We start from the raw sequence: 20,394 nt of genomic DNA on the forward strand, positions 1-20,394 counted from the left end.
TAGCGTACAACAAGCTCGCTATCTTTGCGACATCAAAACCGAATAAATCAAAAATATGAAAAAAATTGCATCCGTTTTTCTGTCGGCAGTGCTGGCAGTAGCCTGCACGACGGAACCGACATCTGAATCCACCGCATCCCGAACGATCGAAAAAACGACGAAACGAAATATCGGAAGCAAGCTGACACTATATCCCGTGCCTCTGGTCGTGGTGGGCGCCTGGGTGGACGACCGAGTAAACTGGATCACGGTCGGACATACGGGCATTATCGGCCACGACCGCATTCTGATCAGCATGAGCAAATCACACTATACCAACGCAGGCATTCGGAAAACGAAAATACTGTCGGTCAATATCGTCGACGAGGCATTGCTGCGCAAGGCCGACTACGCAGGGAGTGTAAGCGGTCGGGATGTGGATAAGTCCCGTCTGTTCGATTTCCATTCAGGCGACATCGGCGCTCCGGTAATCGACGCCTCGCCGCTGGTGATGGAATGCCGCGTAGAAGAGATTTACGAAACCGATAAATTCGACAACTTCATCTGTTCCGTGGCCAATACCTATGCCGACGAGCGAGTCCTCGACCCGGCGGGGAAAATCAATTACCGGGAACTGAAGCCCGTCCTGTTCGAATTCCCCACCTATTCCTATCTGAGAACGGGGGAAACGATCGGCAGGGGGCTGAACCTCGAAAAGGATACGACCCTCCCCTGCGTCAAACTGCCGCAGACCGACAAAAGCATAGTCCGTCTGTCAAAGGTGGTGGTTCGTCCCGAATATCTGGAGGAGTACAAAGCGGCGGCGGCCGAGGTGGGAACCATCTCGCTGCGCACGGAACCGGGCGTGCTGACCATGTATGCCGTCGCCGAAAAAAACAATCCCTGCCAGATCACGATTCTGGAAACCTACGCCGACACGGCAGCCTACCGTTCCCATATAGCATCGGCCCATTTCCGCAAGTATAAACAGGGCACGCTGAAAATGATCCGGTCGCTCGAACTGATCGACACCGATCCGCTCAATCCCGCCTTTCGGCTTCAAAGCGTTGCAAAATAACTACAGTCCAGAATTTTCGGGAATTTTTCTCTTTCCGCCCCGGCGAAACCCACTGCCAGAAGATCGTCTTCCGCTTCGTAATATTCTGACTGTCAACTGAAATAAGGAAAAAAGGCGGAAAGTCTGCGGACTTTCCGCCTTTTTTCCTTACCTTTGCCCCGATATTTCAAAGGGGTGCCTTACTGTCAGGCTGAGATTATACCCATTGAACCGGAGACGGGTAATGCCGAGACCGGGACGAAGCGTAATCAACAACACATACCCCTTTTCAGTCTATTAACTCAAAAAGTTTAACGATGAAAAGGATTTTTCTGATTCTTGCGGCTGCCGCGCTCTGCCCGGCCGCACAACTGAGGGCTGAACAGGCCGAAACCACACGCACGGAGGCGGCGCGCCCGACGGGCCGCACCGAAGCGGATTCGCTGCGCGTATACCGCTTGCAGGAGGTCGAAGTGACCGCCACGCGGGCCTCGAAAAACACGCCCGTAGCCTATTCCGACATCACGCGCAGCGAGATCGCCCGCAACAGTTACGGATTCGACATTCCGTCGGTGCTGGCCCTGGCGCCCTCGATGATCGCCACCAACGAGACCGGCATCGGCATCGGCGGAACCTCGATGCGCCTGCGCGGCACGGACGCCACGCGCCTCAACGTCACGATCAACGGCGTGCCGATGAACAACCCCGATTCGCACTCGATGTACTGGTACGATACGCCCGACCTGATTTCGGCCGTCGGGACCATCCAGGTACAGCGCGGCGCAGGCATCTCGACCAACGGCACGGGCGCCTTCGGCGGCGCGATCAACATGTCGACCGACGTGCTCCAGACCGAATTCGGAGGCGACGCGTCGCTCTCCTACGGTTCGTACAATACCTCGAAGCAGGCCGTGCACGTCAACTCGGGGCTGATGGGCGGCCACTGGCTCGTGGACGCCCGCCTGACGCATATCGGCTCGGACGGTTACATCGACCGCGGAGCCACGGACCTCAAATCCTACATGTTCCAGGGCGCCTACTACAACGGCAACACGATGCTCAAACTCGTCTCCTTCGGCGGCAAGGCCAAGACCGGCCTCACCTACACGGGCGCCACGAAAGAACAGATGCGCCTCAACGGCCGCCGGTTCCACACCGAAGGCATGTACTACACCTCCAGCGGGCCCCACTCCTACTACTACATGGACGACGGCAAGGTCGAGCGCGCGACGGTAGACTATTACGACGACCAGACGGACAACTACCTGCAAATCAACAACCAACTGGTGCTGAGCCACCGTTTCAACGAGAAGTGGACGCTCAACGCCACGGGCTTCTACACCTACGGTTACGGCTACTACAAGCAATACAAGGCCGGGCGCACGCTGGCCGAATACCTCAACCTCGAGACCGACATCGAGCAGGCCGACCTGATCCGCGAAAAGATCATGCGCAACCACCTGGGCGGCCTGAACGCCTCGGCGGCCTACTCCGTAAAGAACCTCGACCTCACGTTCGGAGGTTCGTGGAGCTACTACTCCTGCCCCCACTGGGGCGTGCTCGACTGGGTCGACGGACTGGACAAGAGCCAGATCGGGGGACGCTGGTACGACAACGACGTGGACAAGCAGGACGCCAACCTCTTCGCCCGCGCATCGTGGACCGTGGCCAAGGGACTGCGGCTCTTCGGCGACCTGCAATACCGCTACGTCAGCTACCAGACCTGGGGCGTCAACGACAACTTCGTCTCGGAGGAGGTGGGCATGCAGCCCATCGACGTGGACGAGACCTACCACTTCTTCAACCCCCGCGCCGGACTGAATTACACGCTCGGCGAGCGCAGCAACTTCTACTTCTCGTTCGCCGTCGCGCAGAAAGAACCCACGCGAAGCGACTTCACCGACCGGTACAAGTTCGCCGCCGACCAGACTGCGCCTTCGTCCGAAAAGCTCTACGACTACGAACTGGGCTACACCTACACCGCACCGCGCCTCTCGCTGGGCGTCAATTTCTACTACATGAAGTACAAGGACCAGCTCGTCCCGACGGGCATGGTCAACGACGGCGACGACGCCCTGAACGTCAACGTTCCGGACAGCTACCGCCGCGGCGTGGAACTTTCGGCGGCATGGAAAATCGCCGGGTGGTTCACGGCATCGGCCAACGCCACCTTCTCGCAGAACCGCATCGAGAACTACGTCGACGCGCTGAAAAACAGCCCCACCTACGACCAGAACCTGGGCGACATGACTATCGCCTACTCACCCTCGTCGATGGCCGGGCTGCTGCTCGACTTCCACCACAAAGGATTCGAAGCGGTACTGCACACCCAGTACGTCGGCAAACAGTATTTCACCAACAACGAAAACGACGCCCTGTCGCTCGACGCCTACTGTGTGACCAACCTCAACCTGGCCTACACGTTCCGCACCCGCTCGACCCGCAGCGTGCGGCTGGGCCTGCTGATCAACAACCTCTTCAGCACGGAGTACGAGAGCAACGGCTACGGCTATTCGTACATGGACACGTGGAGCGGCCCGACGCCCGCGCGTATCGACGAGGCCTTCTACTTCCCGCAGGCTCCGCTCAACGTGCTGGCGAACGTCACGGTACGGTTCTGACGGGGTTCTACCCACAGGGGTTTTATGTACTTTTGGTGGCAAAAGTACCAAAACCATCCGCATGTCGCTTTCGCGGGAGCGTCGCTCGACTGCGCTAAAACGGGCGCCTTCACGGGTTTGCAAGCAAACCGGCCCCGTTTTTTAACGCTCCGCCTTCGCGCCGTTCTTTTTCCGCTGCAAGCGATAATGCGGACCACTCACGCCGCGTTCCGCGGCGAATGATCCCGACTCGATGCCTGAGCCGTCAAACGGAGGCCCGGCTAAAAGTGGTAAGAAACGGGGCCGGGGCGCGTGCGCCCCCGCGAATAGGCGCCCGTTTCGAACGTTAGACGGGACGGAGTAGGCGAAGGCATCCGTCGGGGAGTTTTTGGTACTTTTTGCGGCCAAAAAGTACAGAAGGTTCTGCGGGCAAAGCCGCGGTTAATTGCCGACCAAAAAGCGGCAACACTTCGCGGCGAAGACACCTGTTTTGAGTACTTTTACCACCAAAAGTACAACAAATCCCCCGCGGTCGCCGTGGGAATAAAATGAAATGACGATGGATTGGAAACTCATACTGCAAATTGCCGGCGTGGTGCTCGGGCTCCTGTACCTGTGGCTCGAATACCGAGCCGACATCCGGCTGTGGATCGTGGGGCTCATCATGCCCCTCGTACACGGCGCGCTGTACTACAAGTCGGGGTTGTACGCCGACTGCTCGATGCAGGTCTACTACGTGCTGGCGGGACTGTACGGCTGGCTCGTGTGGCGCAACGCCCCGAAAAAGCAGTCGAAAGCGGTCGCAATCGGACACACGCCCCTGCGGCTGATTCCGGCCCTCGCGGGGGTTTACGCCGCGGCACACGCCGCGCTTTACCTGCTGCTGACCCATTTCACGAACAGCACCGTGCCTTTTTGGGACGCAATGACGACCGCCCTGTCGATCGTAGCCATGTGGATGCTCTCGCGCAAACTGGTCGAACAATGGCTCGTATGGCTGGTCGTAGACATAATCACCGTCGGCCTCTACCTCTATAAAGAGATTCCGCTGACAGCCGGGCTTTATGCCCTCTACTCGGCATTGGCCGTGGCGGGATACCTCCGCTGGCGCAAACAGGCGACAGTCTGACAAAACGAAAGGGGCCGTCTTTTGAAGACGGCCCCTTTCGTTTATCCGATAAAAACCGGCCTATTCGGGGTCGGTCAGATAGACATTGCGGAACTCGACGGGACCGCCCTCGCTCTGGAGCGCGATATAGCCGCTGCGGGCGGCTCCGGTACACTCGTTCTGCAATATGCCGTTGACGTAGACCGCGATGTAGTCGCCCACGCAGACAATCTCGGCCTTGTTCCATTCGCCCGCGGGCCGCTCGCACTCCCCGCCGCTGCGCTTCTTGATGAAAACACGCCCGTTGCTCTCCGCTCCGGCAATTTCGGCGCCGCCCAGCCCCAGCAGGTCGCCCGCATGCCCGGCCTGCAACTGGCATTCGACCGCTCCGGGCCAGAGTTTGTCACCCTCCTGCACACGCTGGAAAATGCCGCTGTTCGTCGCTTCGCCGACCCACCGCCACTCGACATGGAGCCGGTAATCTCCGTACGGCACGGCAGTGCGCATATACCCGAACGGAACGCCTGAGATGCAGATGCGGCCGTCGCTGACGGAGAAGGTATCCGCAGGGTCGGCATCGCTTGCCGGGTCCGTGACGCACACCCATCCGGTGAGGTCCCTGCCGTTGAACAATTCGGTTTTCGGATCGCCGCACGAACTCACCGTCACGGCCACAGCCAGCGCTGCAAAAAGAAATCGGGATTTCATTTTATCGTTTTTTAGGGTTATCGGGGTTATTGCGGCAGTCCGTGCTCCTCGATGTAGCGCAGAATCTCCTCGCGGCGGGCCTTGGGCGTAACGTTGCGCCGGACGACCAGCAGGTAGGAATTGCGGATCTGCTCGCGGATAAAAGCGTCGGGCAGGTCGCCCGTGGTGCGGATGCCGTTCCAATGGTCTTTGTTGAAATGGTATGCCGGACCCACGTCGTCGTACTGCTCGCGAAGCAGAATCGCCTCGCCGGGATCGCATTTCACGGCGACCCATTCGAAATCGGTCATATCGGCACAGGCGTACATCTTGCCGCCGATCTTGTAGACCAGCGTCGTTTCGTCGAACGGCGTCGACTCTTCGGTCAGGGGCAGCGACAGACAATAGTCGCGAAAGTTCAAAACATCCATAACGGGTTCTTTTCCCCAAAGATATGATTTTTTTGGCACACGTATTGCGTTCCGAAGGAAAGTAAAACCAAAATCAAGGTAAAAATGAAAAAAATTCTCCTCTGTGTACCTCTGCTGGCGATGTTCGCAGCAGGTTTTTTCGGCTGCTCGCAGCAACGGCAATGGAACCACGAACAGCGTAAGGCAATGCGCGAAGCGCTGCGCAGCTACCGCCAGATGGTTTACCTGGACGACCTGAACGACGCCGAGTTCGTGCTTTTCACCGATCAGGTGGCCGGAATGCTCGAAAATGCCTATCCCGTCTATGCGACCTTCGTCGAAATGCCGGGCGTAACCGATACGGTGGACATGGTCGTCGTGACGACGATCGTCGACGAACTCAACGCCGACGCCCGCAACATGCGCCACATCTATCCCTACAACTACCTCGTAGCGCAGGGCGTCCTGCCCGCAGGACTCGACCACGAGCAGCAGAAGGCATTTTACACCTGCTTCGCCGGCAAAGTGAATGCCGCTTACGTCACGATGGACCAGTTCTTCAACGCCATCCTGGCCGACACGAGCGACATGTCGCAGATCCGGCAGATGGAGAGCCAGTGTGCCAACGACCTTTTCAGTTGGGTCGTGACCGAAGTCGATGTGATCGAGACCGTCCCGGCTCCGGCAGCCCAGCAGGCCCCGGCAGCGACTCCGGCCGCTCCGGCGAAAAAGAAGTAGCCGCCGCCGGCGTAAGACGCCGGATTTAGAGGCGAAAGGGCTGTCGATCCGCTTTCCCACCAGTTCCGCGCCCGGCCCATTACGTGATTGACAAAACGGTGTACCCCGCAAGGAGTACACCGTTTGTTTTCATTTTCCACAAGGGGTTATTTGTCGGCGTAGAGCGACTTGGCGATACCCAACTCCAGCCCGCGCAACTCGGCGAGGCCGCGCAGGCGGCCCAGGCACGAATAGCCCGGATTGGTTTTCTTTTTCAAGTCATCGATCATCTGGTGGCCGTGGTCGGGACGCATCGGAATCGAGATGCGGCGGCGCTGCTGAATCTCCAGAAAGGCTTTCATCACCTCGTACATCGGCACGTCGCCTTCGAGGTGGTTGGCTTCGAAGAAATTGCCCTCGGCGTCGCGCTGCGTCGAACGCAGGTGGACGAAATTCACACGGTCGCCCAGGCGCAGCATCATGCCCGGCAGGTCGTTCTTCGCCGAGACACCGAACGATCCGGTGCAGAGACACAGGCCGTTTGAAGGGTTGGGAACCGCCTCGACCAATTTCTGAAAATCGGACTCGGTCGAGAGGATGCGCGGCAGGCCGAGGATCGGGAACGGGGGATCGTCGGGATGGATCGCCAGCACCGAGCCGACCTCGTCGGCCACGGGAGCCACTTCGCGCAGGAAAGCCACGAGATTGGCACGCAGCGTTTCGGCCGTAACGTCCTTATAGCGGTCCAGCTCCCGCTGGAACTGCTCCAGCGTGAAACTCTCCTCCGAGCCGGGCAGGCCCGCGATCATATTGCGGGTGACGAGCTCGATCTCGGCGGCATCCATCCGCTCGAAGCGGGCTTTGGCGGCGGCACGCTCGGCCTCCGAATAGTCCTTTTCCGCACCGGGACGCTTCAGGATATGAAGGTCGAAAGCCACGAACGCCGCACGCTCGAACCGGAGGGCCCGCGACCCGTCGGGCAGTTCATAAGCGAGATTCGTGCGCGTCCAGTCCAGCACCGGCATGAAGTTGTAGGTGATGACCCGGATACCGCATTCCGCGAGGTTACGAATCGACTGCTTGTAGTTCTCAATGTAACGCTGGAAATCGCCCGTACGGGTTTTGATGTGTTCGTGGACGGGAATGCTCTCGACCACCGACCACACAAGGCCTGCGTCGGCGATGGTCTGCCGGCGTTTTTTGATCTCTTCGACGGGCCACACCTCGCCGTTGGGAATATGGTGCAAGGCGTTCACGATGCCCGTAGCACCCGCCTGGCGAATATCCTGGAGGCTGACGGGATCGTTCGGCCCGTACCAACGCCATGTTTGTTCACACAAATACATAGAATACGTATTTTTATATTTCTCAAATTCAATACTATTTGTACTTTTTGGCCGCAAAAAGTACCAAAAACTCCCCGGCTGATATCTGCGCCTGCTTCGAACGGCCTAACGCTGGCTCCGGGCGACTATTCGCGGGGGCGCACGCGCCCCGTCCCCTCCGCTCGCGCTTTTAGTCCGTTCGTCGCCTTACGGCTCCGACATCGGGCCGGGTTCGGTTAAATCGAAAATGCGTCGAAACCGCCGTCGACGACGGCCAGCGCACCCGTCACGAACGACGAAGCGTCGCTGACAAGGTAGTGGATCGTACCCAGCAGCTCCTCCGGCTCGGCGAAGCGTCCGGCAGGCGTATGGGCGATGATCGTCCGCGCACGGTCGGTATACGAGCCGTCGGGGTTGGTAAGCAGCGCACGGTTCTGGTTGGTCAAGAGGAATCCCGGGACAATGGCGTTCACGCGCATTTCGGGGCTGAACTTCATGGCCAGTTCGGCTGCCATATACTTCGTGTAGTTGCCGATGGCGGCCTTGGCGGCCCCGTAGCCCACGACACGGGTCAGCGGACGCAGCGCCGACTCGGAGCAGAAATTGACGATGACGCCCTTTTTACGGGCCGTCATGGCCTCGCCAAAGACCGTCGTCGGCAGCACCGTGCCGAACAGATTGAGGTCTACGACCTTCTTGAAAGCGTCGATCTCCAGGTCGAGGAACGACTTGTCGGGAGCAATCGTCGCACCGCCCATATTGCCCCCCGCGGCATTGAGCAGGATGTCGATCGCACCGTACGCACTGAGGATGGCCTCGCGGTTGGCCACGAGCACCTCGCGGTCGAGTACGTCGGTAGCGAGGAACATCGCTTCGCCGCCCTCGGCGCGAATCTCCCCGACGAGCTCTTCGCCCGCCTTCTCGTCGCGGTCGAGAACCACGACGCGCGCGCCCTGCTCCGCGAGGTAAACGCAGATCGAGCGGCCTAGGATACCGGCTCCGCCCGTCACGACGACGACGCGGCCCCGGATGTCAAACAGATTTTTCATAGTTATTTCGAACAGATTGGTTGATACTATTTTGCATTGTATTACATAACTGCCTGCCGTTTTCGCCGCCTTTGGCGTCGTTTACAAGTCTGGCCCACCCCTAAATCCCCTCCTCGGAGGGGACTTTGTGCCGCTGCGCGGCAAATCCAAGTATTCGGCCGTATCGGGTCAATTTCCTTCATAATATCGAATATTCTCTTTCAGCAGGATGTCGATGGGCATGTTGCCGACCCTGGCGGGGGCGCGGCCTTCGACGAGCCATTCGCAGAGCGCCATCACGCCGCGGTAGCCCTGTGCCTCGGGGCGCTGTGCGACGAGCGCCGTCACCACGCCAGCGGAGAGCATCTCTTCGTTGCGGCGGATCACGTCGTAGCCCACCAGCCTCACGTCGGTACGCCGCCGCGCCGCGAGGTAGCCCGCAAGGATGTAGCACGTCGAATTGAAGGTCACGGCCCCGGCAATAGACGGACTGCGGCGGAACAATTCGTCCAACACGCAGCCGTTATAGTTTTCATCGTCGAGCCGCAATGCGGCGTAGTGCAATCTGCCGCGGAAAGCGTGCCTGTCGAGGTAACTGCGAAAACCCTCCTCGCGGTTGCGGCACTGATTCGACCCGGCGTCGCCCCGGTGGACGATGTTCCCCACGACGATGTCGGCCCCGGGATCGAGGCGGTCGAAAAGCAGCCGTGCGGCGACCACCCCGGCGTCGAACGACGACGTGCCGAAATAGGCGAGCCGGTTGCAGGCGGGAATGTCCGAATCGACAAAGACATAGGGCACGCCCCGCCCGTCGAGTTCGCGGGCGAACGGTTCGACCATCTCCGCGAAAAGCGTTGCGATCACCGCGCCGTCGAACTCCTCCCGGCGCAGCGCCGCCAGCAGGCTCTCGAACGACGACCGGTCGTACTGGTCGAAGCAGAAACGGCGCACCGCGACGTTATAGCGTCCGGCCTCGGCTTCGGCACGGGCGATCCCGGCTTCGAAATCGGCCCAGTATTCACCCTGCACGAACCGGGGCATGATCACACAGAGCGTATACCTCCGTCCCGAAGCCAGCGAACGGGCAATCAGGTTCGGACGGTAGTTGACCTGCCGCAGCACCTCGTTGATGCGCGCGAGGTTGGCCTCCGAGACCTTGCCGCGGTTGTGGATCACGCGGTCGACCGTCGCCACCGACACCCCCGCCATGCGAGCGATGTCGACGATGCGCACCGTGTTATTTTCGTTGTCGATCATGGGTTGTACGGTTATCCGGCATTACACGGCAAATCTATGCATAATTTTCGAAAATAACAAGTGTGTGCGCACACACTTAACATATTTACAAAAAAAAGAACCGGACCCTCTCGGAGCCCGGCGTCTTCTTTTCGGATCGACGGCAACGACTACCCCACTTGTGCGACCTGTTCCCCCGCACAGGCGCAGCGTTCGTAGAAATCGCGCGCCACGACGATACGGATGGCTTTATGGAGGATCGAAAATTCGAGCGGCGTATGGCCCAGCGGCTCGCCGTCGATTTCGACCGACACCTCGGGCGACGATTCGATGCGGATACGGCTGCCGCGCTCCTGGAGAATGTGGCGAATGCGGTAAATGCCGCCGTTGAACAGGTAATGGAAGCGGAACAGCAAGTGCCAGAAATGGACCGGGCGGATCAGCGACAGGTCCAGCATGCCGTCGTCGGCGACGGCCGCAGGCAACTGCTGAATGCCTCCGCCGTTGAACTTGCAGATGCCGATCGCGGCCGACAGCAGCAGGTTGTTGTAGACCAGCCGGTCGTCGACCCAGACCTTGATACCGGTAGATTTGTAGCGGAAGAAATTCTTCACCAGACACCATGTATAGCGCCAGCGGCTCCGGTGGCCCTTCTTTTTCAGGTGCGAAAGTTTGCGCACGACATGCGCGTCGAATCCCGCTCCGGCGACATTGGCCATGTAGCGGCTCTGGCGGTAGTGCGACTCCTCGTAGGAGACTACCCCCACATCCTGCAGGAAGGAATAACCCTCGCTGATGGCTTTCACGGCGTCCTGATAGCGGTTCGAGATGCCGAACGTACGGACCCAGTCGTTGCCTGTACCCACGGCCACCACGGCCACGAGGACTTCGTCGGGACACACCTCCTGCTGGATAAACAGGCCGTTCACGACCTCGTGCAGCGTCCCGTCGCCGCCCACGACGATAATGCGGCGGTAGCCTTCGCGCACAGCCGTGACGGTGAGTTCCGTGGCGTGGAACTTATGCTCCGTGAAGACCGGTTCGCAGAGGATATGGGCATCGCGCAGGTGTTTTGAAATCTGCGGAAAATGGTCGAGCCCGCGGCCGCCTCCGGCCACGGGATTGACGATGACGAACCACTTTCCAGGATCGGTGGCCACGCTGAGACTACTTTTCGGGAACGTTGCGCAGCGTGTCGACCAGGAAGTCGTAGAACTTCCCTACCGAAGCGATCTCCACCTTCTCGTCGGGCGAGTGGGGGTAGCAGATCGTCGGGCCGAACGAAATCATATCCAGCTTGGGATAGGTGCTGCCGATGATGCCGCATTCCAGTCCCGCATGGATGGCCGTCACGGCGGGCTTCTTACCGTAAAGAGCCTCGTAGGAAGCGGTCATGGCTTTCAGGATCGGCGACTCCATATTGGGGTTCCAGCCGTTGTAAGCGCCCGTGAGTTCGGTCTTGGCCCCGGCCAGCGCAAAGACGGCGGCGATGGCTTCGCCCAGCGCATCTTTCTCGGAATTGACCGAACTGCGCAGCAGGCATTGCAGTTTCACCGTTTTGCCGTCCGACACCACGCGAGCCAGGTTCGTCGAGGTCTGCACCAGTCCGGGCATGGCCATCGACATCTTCTGCACTCCGTCGGGGCAGGCAGCGACGGCCTTGATCAGGTTCGCCGAGACCTCTTTGGGCAGCGTTTCCGCCGGTTTATCGACCTCTTTGACCTTGATCGACACCGAATCCTCGATACCGGCATATTCGGCCTTGATCGTCTTTTCGTAGGCTTTCAGCGCTTTGGCGAAGGCCTCGTAATCCTTGGTTTTCACCAGCACGACCGCCTCGGCCTCGCGCGGAATGGCGTTCCTCAGGCCGCCGCCGTCCACCGACGCCAGCAGCACGTCGCACGGCGCTGCATTCAAAAAGCGGAACAGCACCTTGTTGGCATTGGCGCGCTGGCAGATGATCTGGATGCCCGAGTGGCCGCCCTTGAGCCCCTTGACATTGATCTTCGCCGCGGTGTAGTTGCGTGCGGGCGCCGGCTCGGCCTTGTAGCGGAAGGTGACGTTGGCGTCGAGTCCCCCGGCGCAGCCCACGTAGAGTTCGCCCTCCTCCTCGGAGTCGAGATTCAGGAGGATGTCGCCGTGCAGCAAGCCTTTTTTCAGTCCGTTGGCGCCGTCCATTCCGGTCTCCTCGGTTGCCGTAAACAACGCCTCTACCGGGCCGTGTTTCAGCGTCTTGTCCTCCAGCACCGCAAGTATCGCTGCAACTCCGATTCCGTTGTCGGCCCCAAGCGTCGTGCCGTCGGCCGTCACCCAGTCGCCGTCGACATATGCGTCGACGGGGTCCTTCGTGAAATCGAATTTCTTGTCGTTGTTCTTCTGCGGAACCATGTCGAGGTGGGCCTGCAGGATCACGCCCTTGCGGTTCTCCATCCCCTTCGAAGCGGGTTTCGAGACGTAGACGTTGTGCGCCGAATCCTCCTTGCATTCGAGGCCCTGCGAACGGGCGAAGTCGAGCACATATTTGCGGATTTTCTCCTCGTGGGACGAGGGGCGCGGAATGCGGACGATCTCCGCGAAATGCTTCCAGACGAGCGCCGGTTTCAGCGCAGCCAAATTACGATCCATAATATTGAAGTTTAATAGTTATATCTTTCAAATCCGGTTCTTTTACCGATATTCCATATCCGACCGCCGTTATCGCAGCCCCGGGACGCGTTTACATGCCTGCCCCATCCCGGCCCTCCCTCGGGGAGGGAGATGGCGTCCGCTCCGGACAGGCAGCCGATCAGCGGTCTCCGGCCTCGTCCTTTTCGACACTTTTGTCGAAGGCTTCGACGATGTGTTTCACGAGCGGGTGGCGGACGATGTCGCGTTTGTCGAACTCCACGATGCCGATGCCGCCGACATCCCGCAGAATCTCCATCGTGCGCACCAGGCCGCTGTCCGACTTGCGCGGCAGGTCGATCTGCGTCACGTCGCCCGTGACGATGAACTTCGCACTGCGCCCCATGCGCGTGAGGAACATCTTGATCTGCGACAGGGTGGTGTTCTGCGCCTCGTCGAGAATCACGAACGCATTGTCGAGCGTACGGCCGCGCATAAAGGCCAGCGGCGCGATCTGCACGGTTCCCTCTTCGAGGAACTTTTGCAGTTTCACGGGCGGGATCATGTCGTTCAGGGCGTCGTACAGCGGTTGCAGGTAAGGGTCGAGCTTCTCCTTCATGTCGCCGGGCAGGAAACCCAGTTTTTCGCCCGCCTCGACGGCCGGACGCGTGAGGATGATACGCCGCACCTGCTTTTCTTTCAGCGCCCGGACAGCCAGCGCAATGGCCGTATAGGTCTTACCCGAACCGGCAGGCCCCACGGCGAACAGCAGGTCGTTCTTGTCGTAGAGTTTGACGAGCCGCTGCTGGTTGACGGTCCGGGCGCGGACGATGTTGCCGTTGTTGCCATAGACGATCACGTCCTTGTCGACCGGGGCGTCGTCCTGGGCGATGCCGCCCGAAAAGCCCCCTGAGAAACACTGGTCGATGACCTGCGCCGAGATGTGTCCGTACTTGAGGTAATAGGCAGCAAGGCCCTCCATGCGCTTGGCGAAACGCACCGTGTCGGCCTCGGGACCGAGAACCTTGAGCGACTGTCCGCGCGCCACGATCTTCAGCGTGGGATACAGCGATTTGATCTGTTCGAGATAGGCGTTCTGCACCCCGTAAAGTTCGCGGGGATCGACGCCTTCGAGTGTGATTTCTTTTCCGACAGCTTCTGTCATAGGTTAAAACAAATATCCGAAGCTAAGCGCAACATTATAAGTACGAAGTTTGTCGAGCTGCCGTCCGTCGGGCAACAGCACGTCGTGTTTCGAGCGGAACTGGCCGTTGTAGCGCAGGTCGATCAGCAGGTGGCGGATCAATACGACCCCGGCGCCCACCGTGTAGGAAACCGAAGGACGCACGCGCCCGAAATCCAGCAGGTCGCCGCCCGACTTCTGCTTGCAGTCGTTCATCACCGTAAAGACCGGACCGGCATAAATACGCACGGGGTGCAGCAGGCGGAATGACGCCAGGACGGGTACGTCGATCGAGTTCGATTTGAGGTTGAGCTCCTTCTCGCCTTCGGGACGAATGCGGAGACCCTGGCGGACGTAAAGAATCTGCGGCTCGATGGCGAAAGCCCCGAGGTTGACGGCTGTGACGATACCGGCCTGCCAGCCCAGTTTGTTCTTTACGTCGGTGGCATCCATGTTGGTCGAGTAATCGGGGATGTTGATACCGCCGATCACGCCCCACTCCACCCGGGTGCGGGGACGCTGTGCGGCGGCACTCGCCGCCACGGCAACCAAAAGCAGGGTTAATAATACTTTGCGCATTACAGCAATTTTTAATTCTTAATTTTTAATTCTCAATCGGAAGGAGGCCCAGAGCATGTAACCGATGCACGCGGCAACGAACAGCATGCCCAGGTGCGGGTTGCCCGAAGCGCGGATAACCGCACCGCAGACAGGCCCCGAGACGGCTCCGGCGGAGATGGCCATGATCATCAGCCCGGCCACTCCGTTGGCATTCTCCGGAACGGCTTTGGTGGCGACGGCATAGAACGTAGCGAAGACGCACGCCATGGCGAACCCCAGCAGGCCCACGGCGGCATAGATGGCCGCTTCGTTGCGCACGAACAGCAGCGCGGCGCACAACGCCAGCGCCCCGGCCATGTTCCAGCTCAGGTACTTCACGTCGGAGACCTTCACCAGCACCCAGGCCCCGATAAGCGTACCGACGATGCGGCAGGCGTAGAACCCCGTGGTCGTGAGGATCGACGAAGGGTTGTCGATCAGCCGCACCGAGAGAAAACCGATACCCACATCGGCGGCGATGAACGCGGCCACGCCCAGCGTCGAGAGCAGCACGGCCCGGTTTTTCAGCAGGCGGAAGCAGTCGGCCAGCCCGGCGGCACGCTCCGGCTGCACAGGCTCGGGAACCGTCGTCAACTGCAACCAGACGCCCCCGACGACCGTAAGGCCCGCATAGATCGGCAGCAGAAGCCGCCACGACCCTGTCAAGGCCACCAGTCCCGTGACGATGGGCGCCAGCAGGAGCAGCGAAGTGTTGCGGAAAATCTGCCCCACGGTGAGGTAGCTGGTCATCCGCTCTCCGGGAACGATGGTCGCCAGCAGCGGGTTGACGGCCACCTGGATCGCCGTATTGCCGATACCCAGCAGCCCGAAGCCGGCGAAATACCAGCCCAGGGCGCAGTCCGCGCCTGCGGCATAGGGAACCATGAGGCCCGCGATCGTGAAGCCGTAGCCCAGGAGCGCCGTAGTCTTGCGCCCCCAACGGTTCATCAGCGCAGCGACCGGAGTCGAAAGCACCAGAAACCAGAGGAAAACCATCGTCGGCAGGAAGCTCACGGCAGCCTGCTGTCCGGGCGGGAACTCGGCGGCGATGCGGCCCGTGATCGGGGCCACCATGTCGCAGAATCCCATGATGAAAAAGCCCGCAAGCACGGGCCCGAGCAATCGTTTATCTACTTTGTCTACGCTCATCCGAGGCGAAATTTCCTGTTCCAAATTTTTCAAAGTTACATTTTTTTCCGCAAAAACCGAGTTTCGGACGGCTATTATTTCACATCTCCTGCTCCGCCGAACACAACAAATGCGACTCAATGAACAAAAAGCGTGCGAGATACGCAGGCCGCCGAAATATGGCGCAGCCCTGAAAAAGCGACCTTCGCACCGGCAGGCAGGCCGCGACGGCAACAAAACCCGGCGCACCGTTTGGATATAAACGCAGATTTCATTATATTTGTCTAAATACAACCGAATAATTCGATGCTTCTATTCTCGCACATAAACCTGACGCTGCCGCTCGAGGACCCGATCCTGAAGTTCCTGCTGATCCTGGTCATCATCCTCGCGGCTCCGCTCCTGCTGAACAAACTCAAAATCCCCTATTTGCTGGGGCTCATCATCGCCGGAGCGGTGATCGGTCCCCACGGCCTCAACCTCGTGCTGCGCGACAGCAGCATCATCCTATCGGGTACGGCCGGCCTCCTGTACATCATGTTCCTCTCGGGACTGGACATGGACATGTCCGATTTCCGCCACAACAGTTGGCGAAGCCTCATCTTCGGACTCTACACCTTCGGCGTACCGCTCACCTTCGGCATCCTGGCCGGCTACTACATCCTCGGGTTCTCGATCTATTCGTCGATCCTGCTCGCAGGACTGTTCGCTTCGCAGACACTCATCGCCTACCCCATCGTCAGCAAACTGGGCATCGCCCGCGACAAGGCCGTCACGATCGCCGTCGGCGGCACGGTCATCACCGACACGCTGGCCCTGCTGCTGCTCACCGTGATCGTCGGCATGGCCACGGGCAACGTCGACGACATGTTCTGGTGGCGGCTCGCGGGTTCCGTGACGCTCTGCATCGCCATCATCATCTTCCTGTTTCCGCTGCTGGCCCACTGGTTCTTCAAGCAGGTCAGCGACAACGTATCGCAGTACATTTTCGTGCTGGTGATGGTCTTCCTGGGCGCTTACCTCGCCCACCTCGCAGGGCTGGAGCCGATCATCGGCGCATTCCTCTCGGGACTGGCCCTCAACCGGCTGATCCCCCGCACATCGCCGCTGATGAACCGCATCGAGTTCGTCGGCAACGCCATCTTCATTCCCTTTTTCCTGATCGGCGTGGGCATGCTGATCGACTACCGGGCGTTCTTCCGCGACTGGGAGAGCCTCGAAGTGGCGGCGATCATGATCGTGCTGATCACAGCAGCGAAATTCATCGCCGCATGGCTCACGCAGAAGACCTTCCGCCTCTCGCCCGACCAGCGGACCGTCATCTTCGGCCTGAGTTCGGCCCACGTGGCCGCGACGCTCGCCGCCGTGATGGTCGGCTACAACATCATCCTGGGCCATACGCCCGACGGGGAGCCGATCCGCCTGCTGAACGAAAGCGTGCTCAACGGCACGATCCTGATGATCCTGGCGACCTGCACCGTGTCGACCTTCGCCACGCAGCGCGGCGCCCACAACATCGCCATCCGTAACACGCAGGACCACGAGGATAAAGCCCCCAGGCAGGAGGACCATATCCTGATCCCCGTGGCCGACGAACGTACGGCCAACGAACTGGTGTGGCTGAGTTCGATGCTCAAGCGCGCCAAGGAGCCCAACGGGCTTTACGCCCTGCACGCCATCGACAACAAGGCCGAAGACCCGAACCTCGAAAAACGCGCCCAGAAAGTCCTCGACGTAGCGGCTACGGCGGCGGCCTCGGGCGACATCTACCTGCAGGAGCTGATGCGCTACGACGTGAACATCTCCAACGCCATCGTCAGCGTCGTCCGCGAACGCAACATTACCGACATCGTGATGGGTATGCACCATGCATCACAGGCCGGGCCGACCCTGACGGGCATCCCCGGGACATCGGGCCCCGGCATCGGCAAGATGGCCGCCGACGTACTGGCGCAGAGCAACGTCACGACCTTCATGTACAACCCCATGCAGCCGCTGAACACCATCAAACGCCACCTGATCGTCGTGCCCGAGAAGGCCGAGCAGGAGGCGGGATTCCAGATGTGGCAGCGCCGCATCCGCCTCCTGGCCGAAAACTCGGGGGCCAAAATCGTCGTCTTCGCCCCGGAAGCGACGCTGGAATACCTGCGTCCCAAAGGGCGCAAACGCCCGGCGAACATCGACTTCGTACCCTTCGCGCAGTGGGACGACCTGCCGTCGCTCGAACACGACATGCGTGCCGACGACTGCCTGTGGTTCGTGATGAGCCGCCGCGACCGGGTTTCGTACAACCCCGTGATGAGCCGCATCCCGGCCTATCTCGAACACTTTTTCGCCGGGTACAGTTCCGTGCTGCTCTACCCCGTGCAGGCGGGCGACACCGAGAGCCGATATATCTGACGGACGGATGTAAAAAACGCGAAAAAATTTTTCTGCTCGCGGATTTGCGCTATCTTTGCAAATAATTCGCCCGGTCGGCATTGAGGCCGAAAACCCGGCTGCGATACGACAAGCCCCGTCCCCGGAGGAGGGCCAGGCAGGCAAACGCCCCAGAAACCGCAACTGCGGCGGGCGAAGCGGCCAAACAGAGCGAACAACAGAAAAATAAGAAAAAGATAAGATATGAGCCTTGTAGCAATCGTAGGCCGTCCGAACGTCGGCAAAAGCACCCTTTTCAACCGCCTCGTGGGCGAGCGGAAGGCCATCGTCGATGCGACGGCCGGAACCACCCGCGACCGCCATTACGGCAAGACCGACTGGAACGGCAAGGAGTTTTCGATCATCGACACGGGCGGTTACACTGTTAACTCGGAGGATATTTTCGAAGACGAAATCCGCCGCCAGGTGCTGCTGGCCATCGACGAAGCGGACGTGATCCTCTTCCTCGTGGAGGTAAGGACCGGTATCACCGACCTCGACATGCTGATGGCCGACATCCTGCGCCGCACCTCGAAGAAGGTGATTCTCGTCTGCAACAAGGTCGACAACAACGACCAGATTTACTCCTCGCACGAGTTCTACGCGCTGGGACTGGGCGATCCTTACTGCATCAGTTCGATGTCGGGAAGCGGCACGGGCGACCTGATGGACGCCATCCTGGCCGCGCTTCCCGTGGAGACGCTCGCCGAAGAGGACGAAGACCTGCCCCACATCACCATCGTAGGCCGCCCGAACGTCGGCAAGTCGTCGCTCACGAACGCCCTGCTGGGCGAAGAGCGCAACATCGTGACCTCGATCGCCGGGACCACCCGCGACTCGATCCACACGCGCTACAACAAATTCGGCATGGATTTCTACCTCGTGGACACGGCCGGCATGCGCAAGAAGGGCAAAACGATGGAAGACCTCGAATTCTACTCGGTGATGCGCTCAATCCGCGCCATCGAAAATTCGGACGTATGCATCCTGATGATCGACGCGCAGCAAGGCCTCGAATCGCAGGACCTGAACATCCACAACCTGATCGTCCGCAACCGCAAAGGATGCGTGATCGTGGTCAACAAATGGGACCTGATCGAAAAGGAGACCAATACGATGAAGGAGTGGACCGAGTTCCTCAAAAGAAAGCTCGCACCGTTCAACGACATTCCGATCATCTTCACCTCGGTGATGAACAAACAGCGCATCTTCGACGTACTGCAAACTGCCATCCGTGTCTACCAGTCGCGCAAGCGCCGCATTTCGACCTCGGAACTCAACGACTACATGCTGCCGCTGATCGAGAATTACCCGCCCCCCGCAACCAAGGGCAAATATATCAAGATCAAGTATGTGACCCAGTTACCGACGCCCACGCCGCAGTTTGCGTTCTTCGTCAACCTGCCGCAGTACATCAAGGAGCCTTACCGCCGCTTCCTCGAAAACAACATGCGCGACCACTGGGATTTTTCGGGTGTTCCGATGCAAATCTATTTCCGACAGAAGTAAGGTTTCGGACAGACGCACAACTCCCAACGGCTTGCAGACCCGAAAAATCCGGTACTGACAACCACCCCAAACCCCTCCTTGACAGGAGGGGCTTTTGTTACGGGTGTTCCGATGCAAATCTATTTCCGCAGAAGTAAGGTTTCAACCGATAGTCAAAGCATAGCCCATAGAAAAAGCCCCTCGGATTGAGGGGCTTTTTCTATGCCGTCCTGCGTCGTTCGAGCAGCCGCCGGGCCGTATCGGAGAGCAGGACCACGACGCCTGCCAGGATGGCCGTATCCTTGATTACGAGCCTGCCCGCGCCCGAAAGGAGCGGAAACCCGAACTCGCCGCTGCCCAGGTCGGGAACCCAGACTTCGGGGGTCGTCGCCAGGAACGAGAGGGTTCCGAGCGTCATCACGACAGCCAGCAGTTCGCCGACCAGTCCCACGCGCGCCGAGAAGAAGCCCAAAAAGGTCAAGATGCCGATCGACATGATCAGGATGCCCAGCCCGTGCGAGAATCCGTAGGTATTGTTCCGCTCGTGCCATTCGTGTTTGGCGGGATCGAAACTGCCTTCGGGCAGCTTGTACTGCTTGTACTCGGGAGCTTTACTGTCGTAGAAGAAACTCATAAAGGGGCTGTTGGCCACAAAGGGCACGATGCCTTCGGCTTCGTAGTTCCAGAATTTGAGTCCGCCGATCCAGACGAAGATCACCAGGACAGCAACCCGGATCATACCGAGTCCGAGCCGCTGCGAAGCAGCAGCGATTTTCAGAAAGCCGTAAAACAGGCCGGAGAGTTTTTGCATCATCGTTATTGAGTT

General features: G+C 59.6%; 17 protein-coding genes. 6 read left to right on the forward strand and 11 right to left on the reverse strand.

Features of this window, described 5'->3' with window-relative positions; genetic code table 11:
• The first annotated feature begins 55 nt into the window (after positions 1-55).
• The 3 genes from KG007_RS01570 (at position 56) to pnuC (ending at position 4,765) form a co-directional block, all read left to right on the forward strand.
• Positions 56-1,057 carry a flavin reductase gene (locus KG007_RS01570; protein ID WP_213347094.1) on the forward strand — a complete coding sequence of 334 codons (1,002 nt, stop codon included), beginning with the start codon at positions 56-58 and terminating at the stop codon, positions 1,055-1,057.
• A gap of 296 nt (positions 1,058-1,353) precedes the next feature.
• Complete coding sequence (locus KG007_RS01575; RefSeq protein ID WP_213347096.1) at positions 1,354-3,657, forward strand: TonB-dependent receptor; 2,304 nt, start codon at positions 1,354-1,356, stop codon at positions 3,655-3,657.
• 538 nt (positions 3,658-4,195) lie between these two features.
• Positions 4,196-4,765, forward strand: coding sequence for a nicotinamide riboside transporter PnuC (gene pnuC, locus KG007_RS01580; protein WP_213347098.1), 570 nt, complete (start codon positions 4,196-4,198; stop codon positions 4,763-4,765).
• Between the two features lie 60 nt (positions 4,766-4,825).
• Here pnuC and KG007_RS01585 read toward each other — a convergent pair whose 3' ends face one another.
• Both KG007_RS01585 and KG007_RS01590 read right to left on the reverse strand, forming a co-directional pair.
• Positions 4,826-5,452, reverse strand: coding sequence for a 3-keto-disaccharide hydrolase (locus KG007_RS01585; RefSeq protein WP_195458253.1), 627 nt, complete (start codon positions 5,450-5,452; stop codon positions 4,826-4,828).
• 26 nt (positions 5,453-5,478) lie between these two features.
• Complete coding sequence (locus tag KG007_RS01590; RefSeq protein ID WP_195458254.1) at positions 5,479-5,862, reverse strand: MmcQ/YjbR family DNA-binding protein; 384 nt, start codon at positions 5,860-5,862, stop codon at positions 5,479-5,481.
• Between the two features lie 84 nt (positions 5,863-5,946).
• Here KG007_RS01590 and KG007_RS01595 point away from each other — a divergent pair, with 84 nt between their 5' ends.
• Positions 5,947-6,579 (forward strand): hypothetical protein, encoded by a 633-nt coding sequence (locus KG007_RS01595; protein WP_213347100.1) that lies wholly within the window; start codon positions 5,947-5,949, stop codon positions 6,577-6,579.
• 146 nt (positions 6,580-6,725) lie between these two features.
• On the opposite strand, the gene uxuA is transcribed toward KG007_RS01595, so the two are convergent.
• From uxuA to KG007_RS01635, 8 genes are all read right to left on the reverse strand, one after another.
• Positions 6,726-7,904 (reverse strand): mannonate dehydratase, encoded by a 1,179-nt coding sequence (uxuA, locus tag KG007_RS01600; RefSeq protein WP_213347102.1) that lies wholly within the window; start codon positions 7,902-7,904, stop codon positions 6,726-6,728.
• 215 nt (positions 7,905-8,119) lie between these two features.
• Entirely contained in the window at positions 8,120-8,932 is an 813-nt protein-coding gene (locus KG007_RS01605) for an SDR family oxidoreductase (protein ID WP_195458257.1), read from the reverse strand.
• A gap of 168 nt (positions 8,933-9,100) precedes the next feature.
• Entirely contained in the window at positions 9,101-10,168 is a 1,068-nt protein-coding gene (locus KG007_RS01610; protein WP_213347104.1) for a LacI family DNA-binding transcriptional regulator, read from the reverse strand.
• Between the two features lie 149 nt (positions 10,169-10,317).
• A complete protein-coding gene (locus tag KG007_RS01615; RefSeq protein ID WP_195458267.1) occupies positions 10,318-11,307 on the reverse strand; it encodes a diacylglycerol/lipid kinase family protein in 990 nt (329 codons plus the stop codon).
• Between the two features lie 7 nt (positions 11,308-11,314).
• Positions 11,315-12,772 (reverse strand): aminoacyl-histidine dipeptidase, encoded by a 1,458-nt coding sequence (locus KG007_RS01620; protein ID WP_213347106.1) that lies wholly within the window; start codon positions 12,770-12,772, stop codon positions 11,315-11,317.
• Between the two features lie 160 nt (positions 12,773-12,932).
• On the reverse strand, positions 12,933-13,916 hold the full coding sequence (locus tag KG007_RS01625; RefSeq protein ID WP_213347108.1) for a PhoH family protein: 984 nt from the start codon (positions 13,914-13,916) through the stop codon (positions 12,933-12,935).
• 3 nt (positions 13,917-13,919) lie between these two features.
• A complete protein-coding gene (locus tag KG007_RS01630; protein ID WP_213347110.1) occupies positions 13,920-14,513 on the reverse strand; it encodes a porin family protein in 594 nt (197 codons plus the stop codon).
• An 18-nt stretch (positions 14,514-14,531) separates the two neighbouring features.
• The gene (locus KG007_RS01635) at positions 14,532-15,683 is read right to left on the reverse strand and encodes an MFS transporter (RefSeq protein WP_213347111.1); all 1,152 of its coding nucleotides are present in this window, start codon (positions 15,681-15,683) and stop codon (positions 14,532-14,534) included.
• 285 nt (positions 15,684-15,968) lie between these two features.
• Between KG007_RS01635 and KG007_RS01640 the strand changes: the two genes are divergently transcribed.
• Both KG007_RS01640 and der read left to right on the forward strand, forming a co-directional pair.
• On the forward strand, positions 15,969-18,062 hold the full coding sequence (locus tag KG007_RS01640) for a cation:proton antiporter (protein WP_195458272.1): 2,094 nt from the start codon (positions 15,969-15,971) through the stop codon (positions 18,060-18,062).
• 222 nt (positions 18,063-18,284) lie between these two features.
• Positions 18,285-19,589 (forward strand): ribosome biogenesis GTPase Der, encoded by a 1,305-nt coding sequence (gene der, locus KG007_RS01645; RefSeq protein ID WP_195458273.1) that lies wholly within the window; start codon positions 18,285-18,287, stop codon positions 19,587-19,589.
• A 199-nt stretch (positions 19,590-19,788) separates the two neighbouring features.
• Here the strand turns inward: der and KG007_RS01650 are convergent, their stop codons facing one another.
• Entirely contained in the window at positions 19,789-20,382 is a 594-nt protein-coding gene (locus KG007_RS01650) for a DUF417 family protein (protein WP_394369636.1), read from the reverse strand.
• Between the last annotated feature and the right edge of the window lie 12 nt (positions 20,383-20,394).

The organism is Alistipes montrealensis, assembly GCF_018362775.1.
GTDB classification, from domain to species: domain Bacteria; phylum Bacteroidota; class Bacteroidia; order Bacteroidales; family Rikenellaceae; genus Alistipes; species Alistipes montrealensis.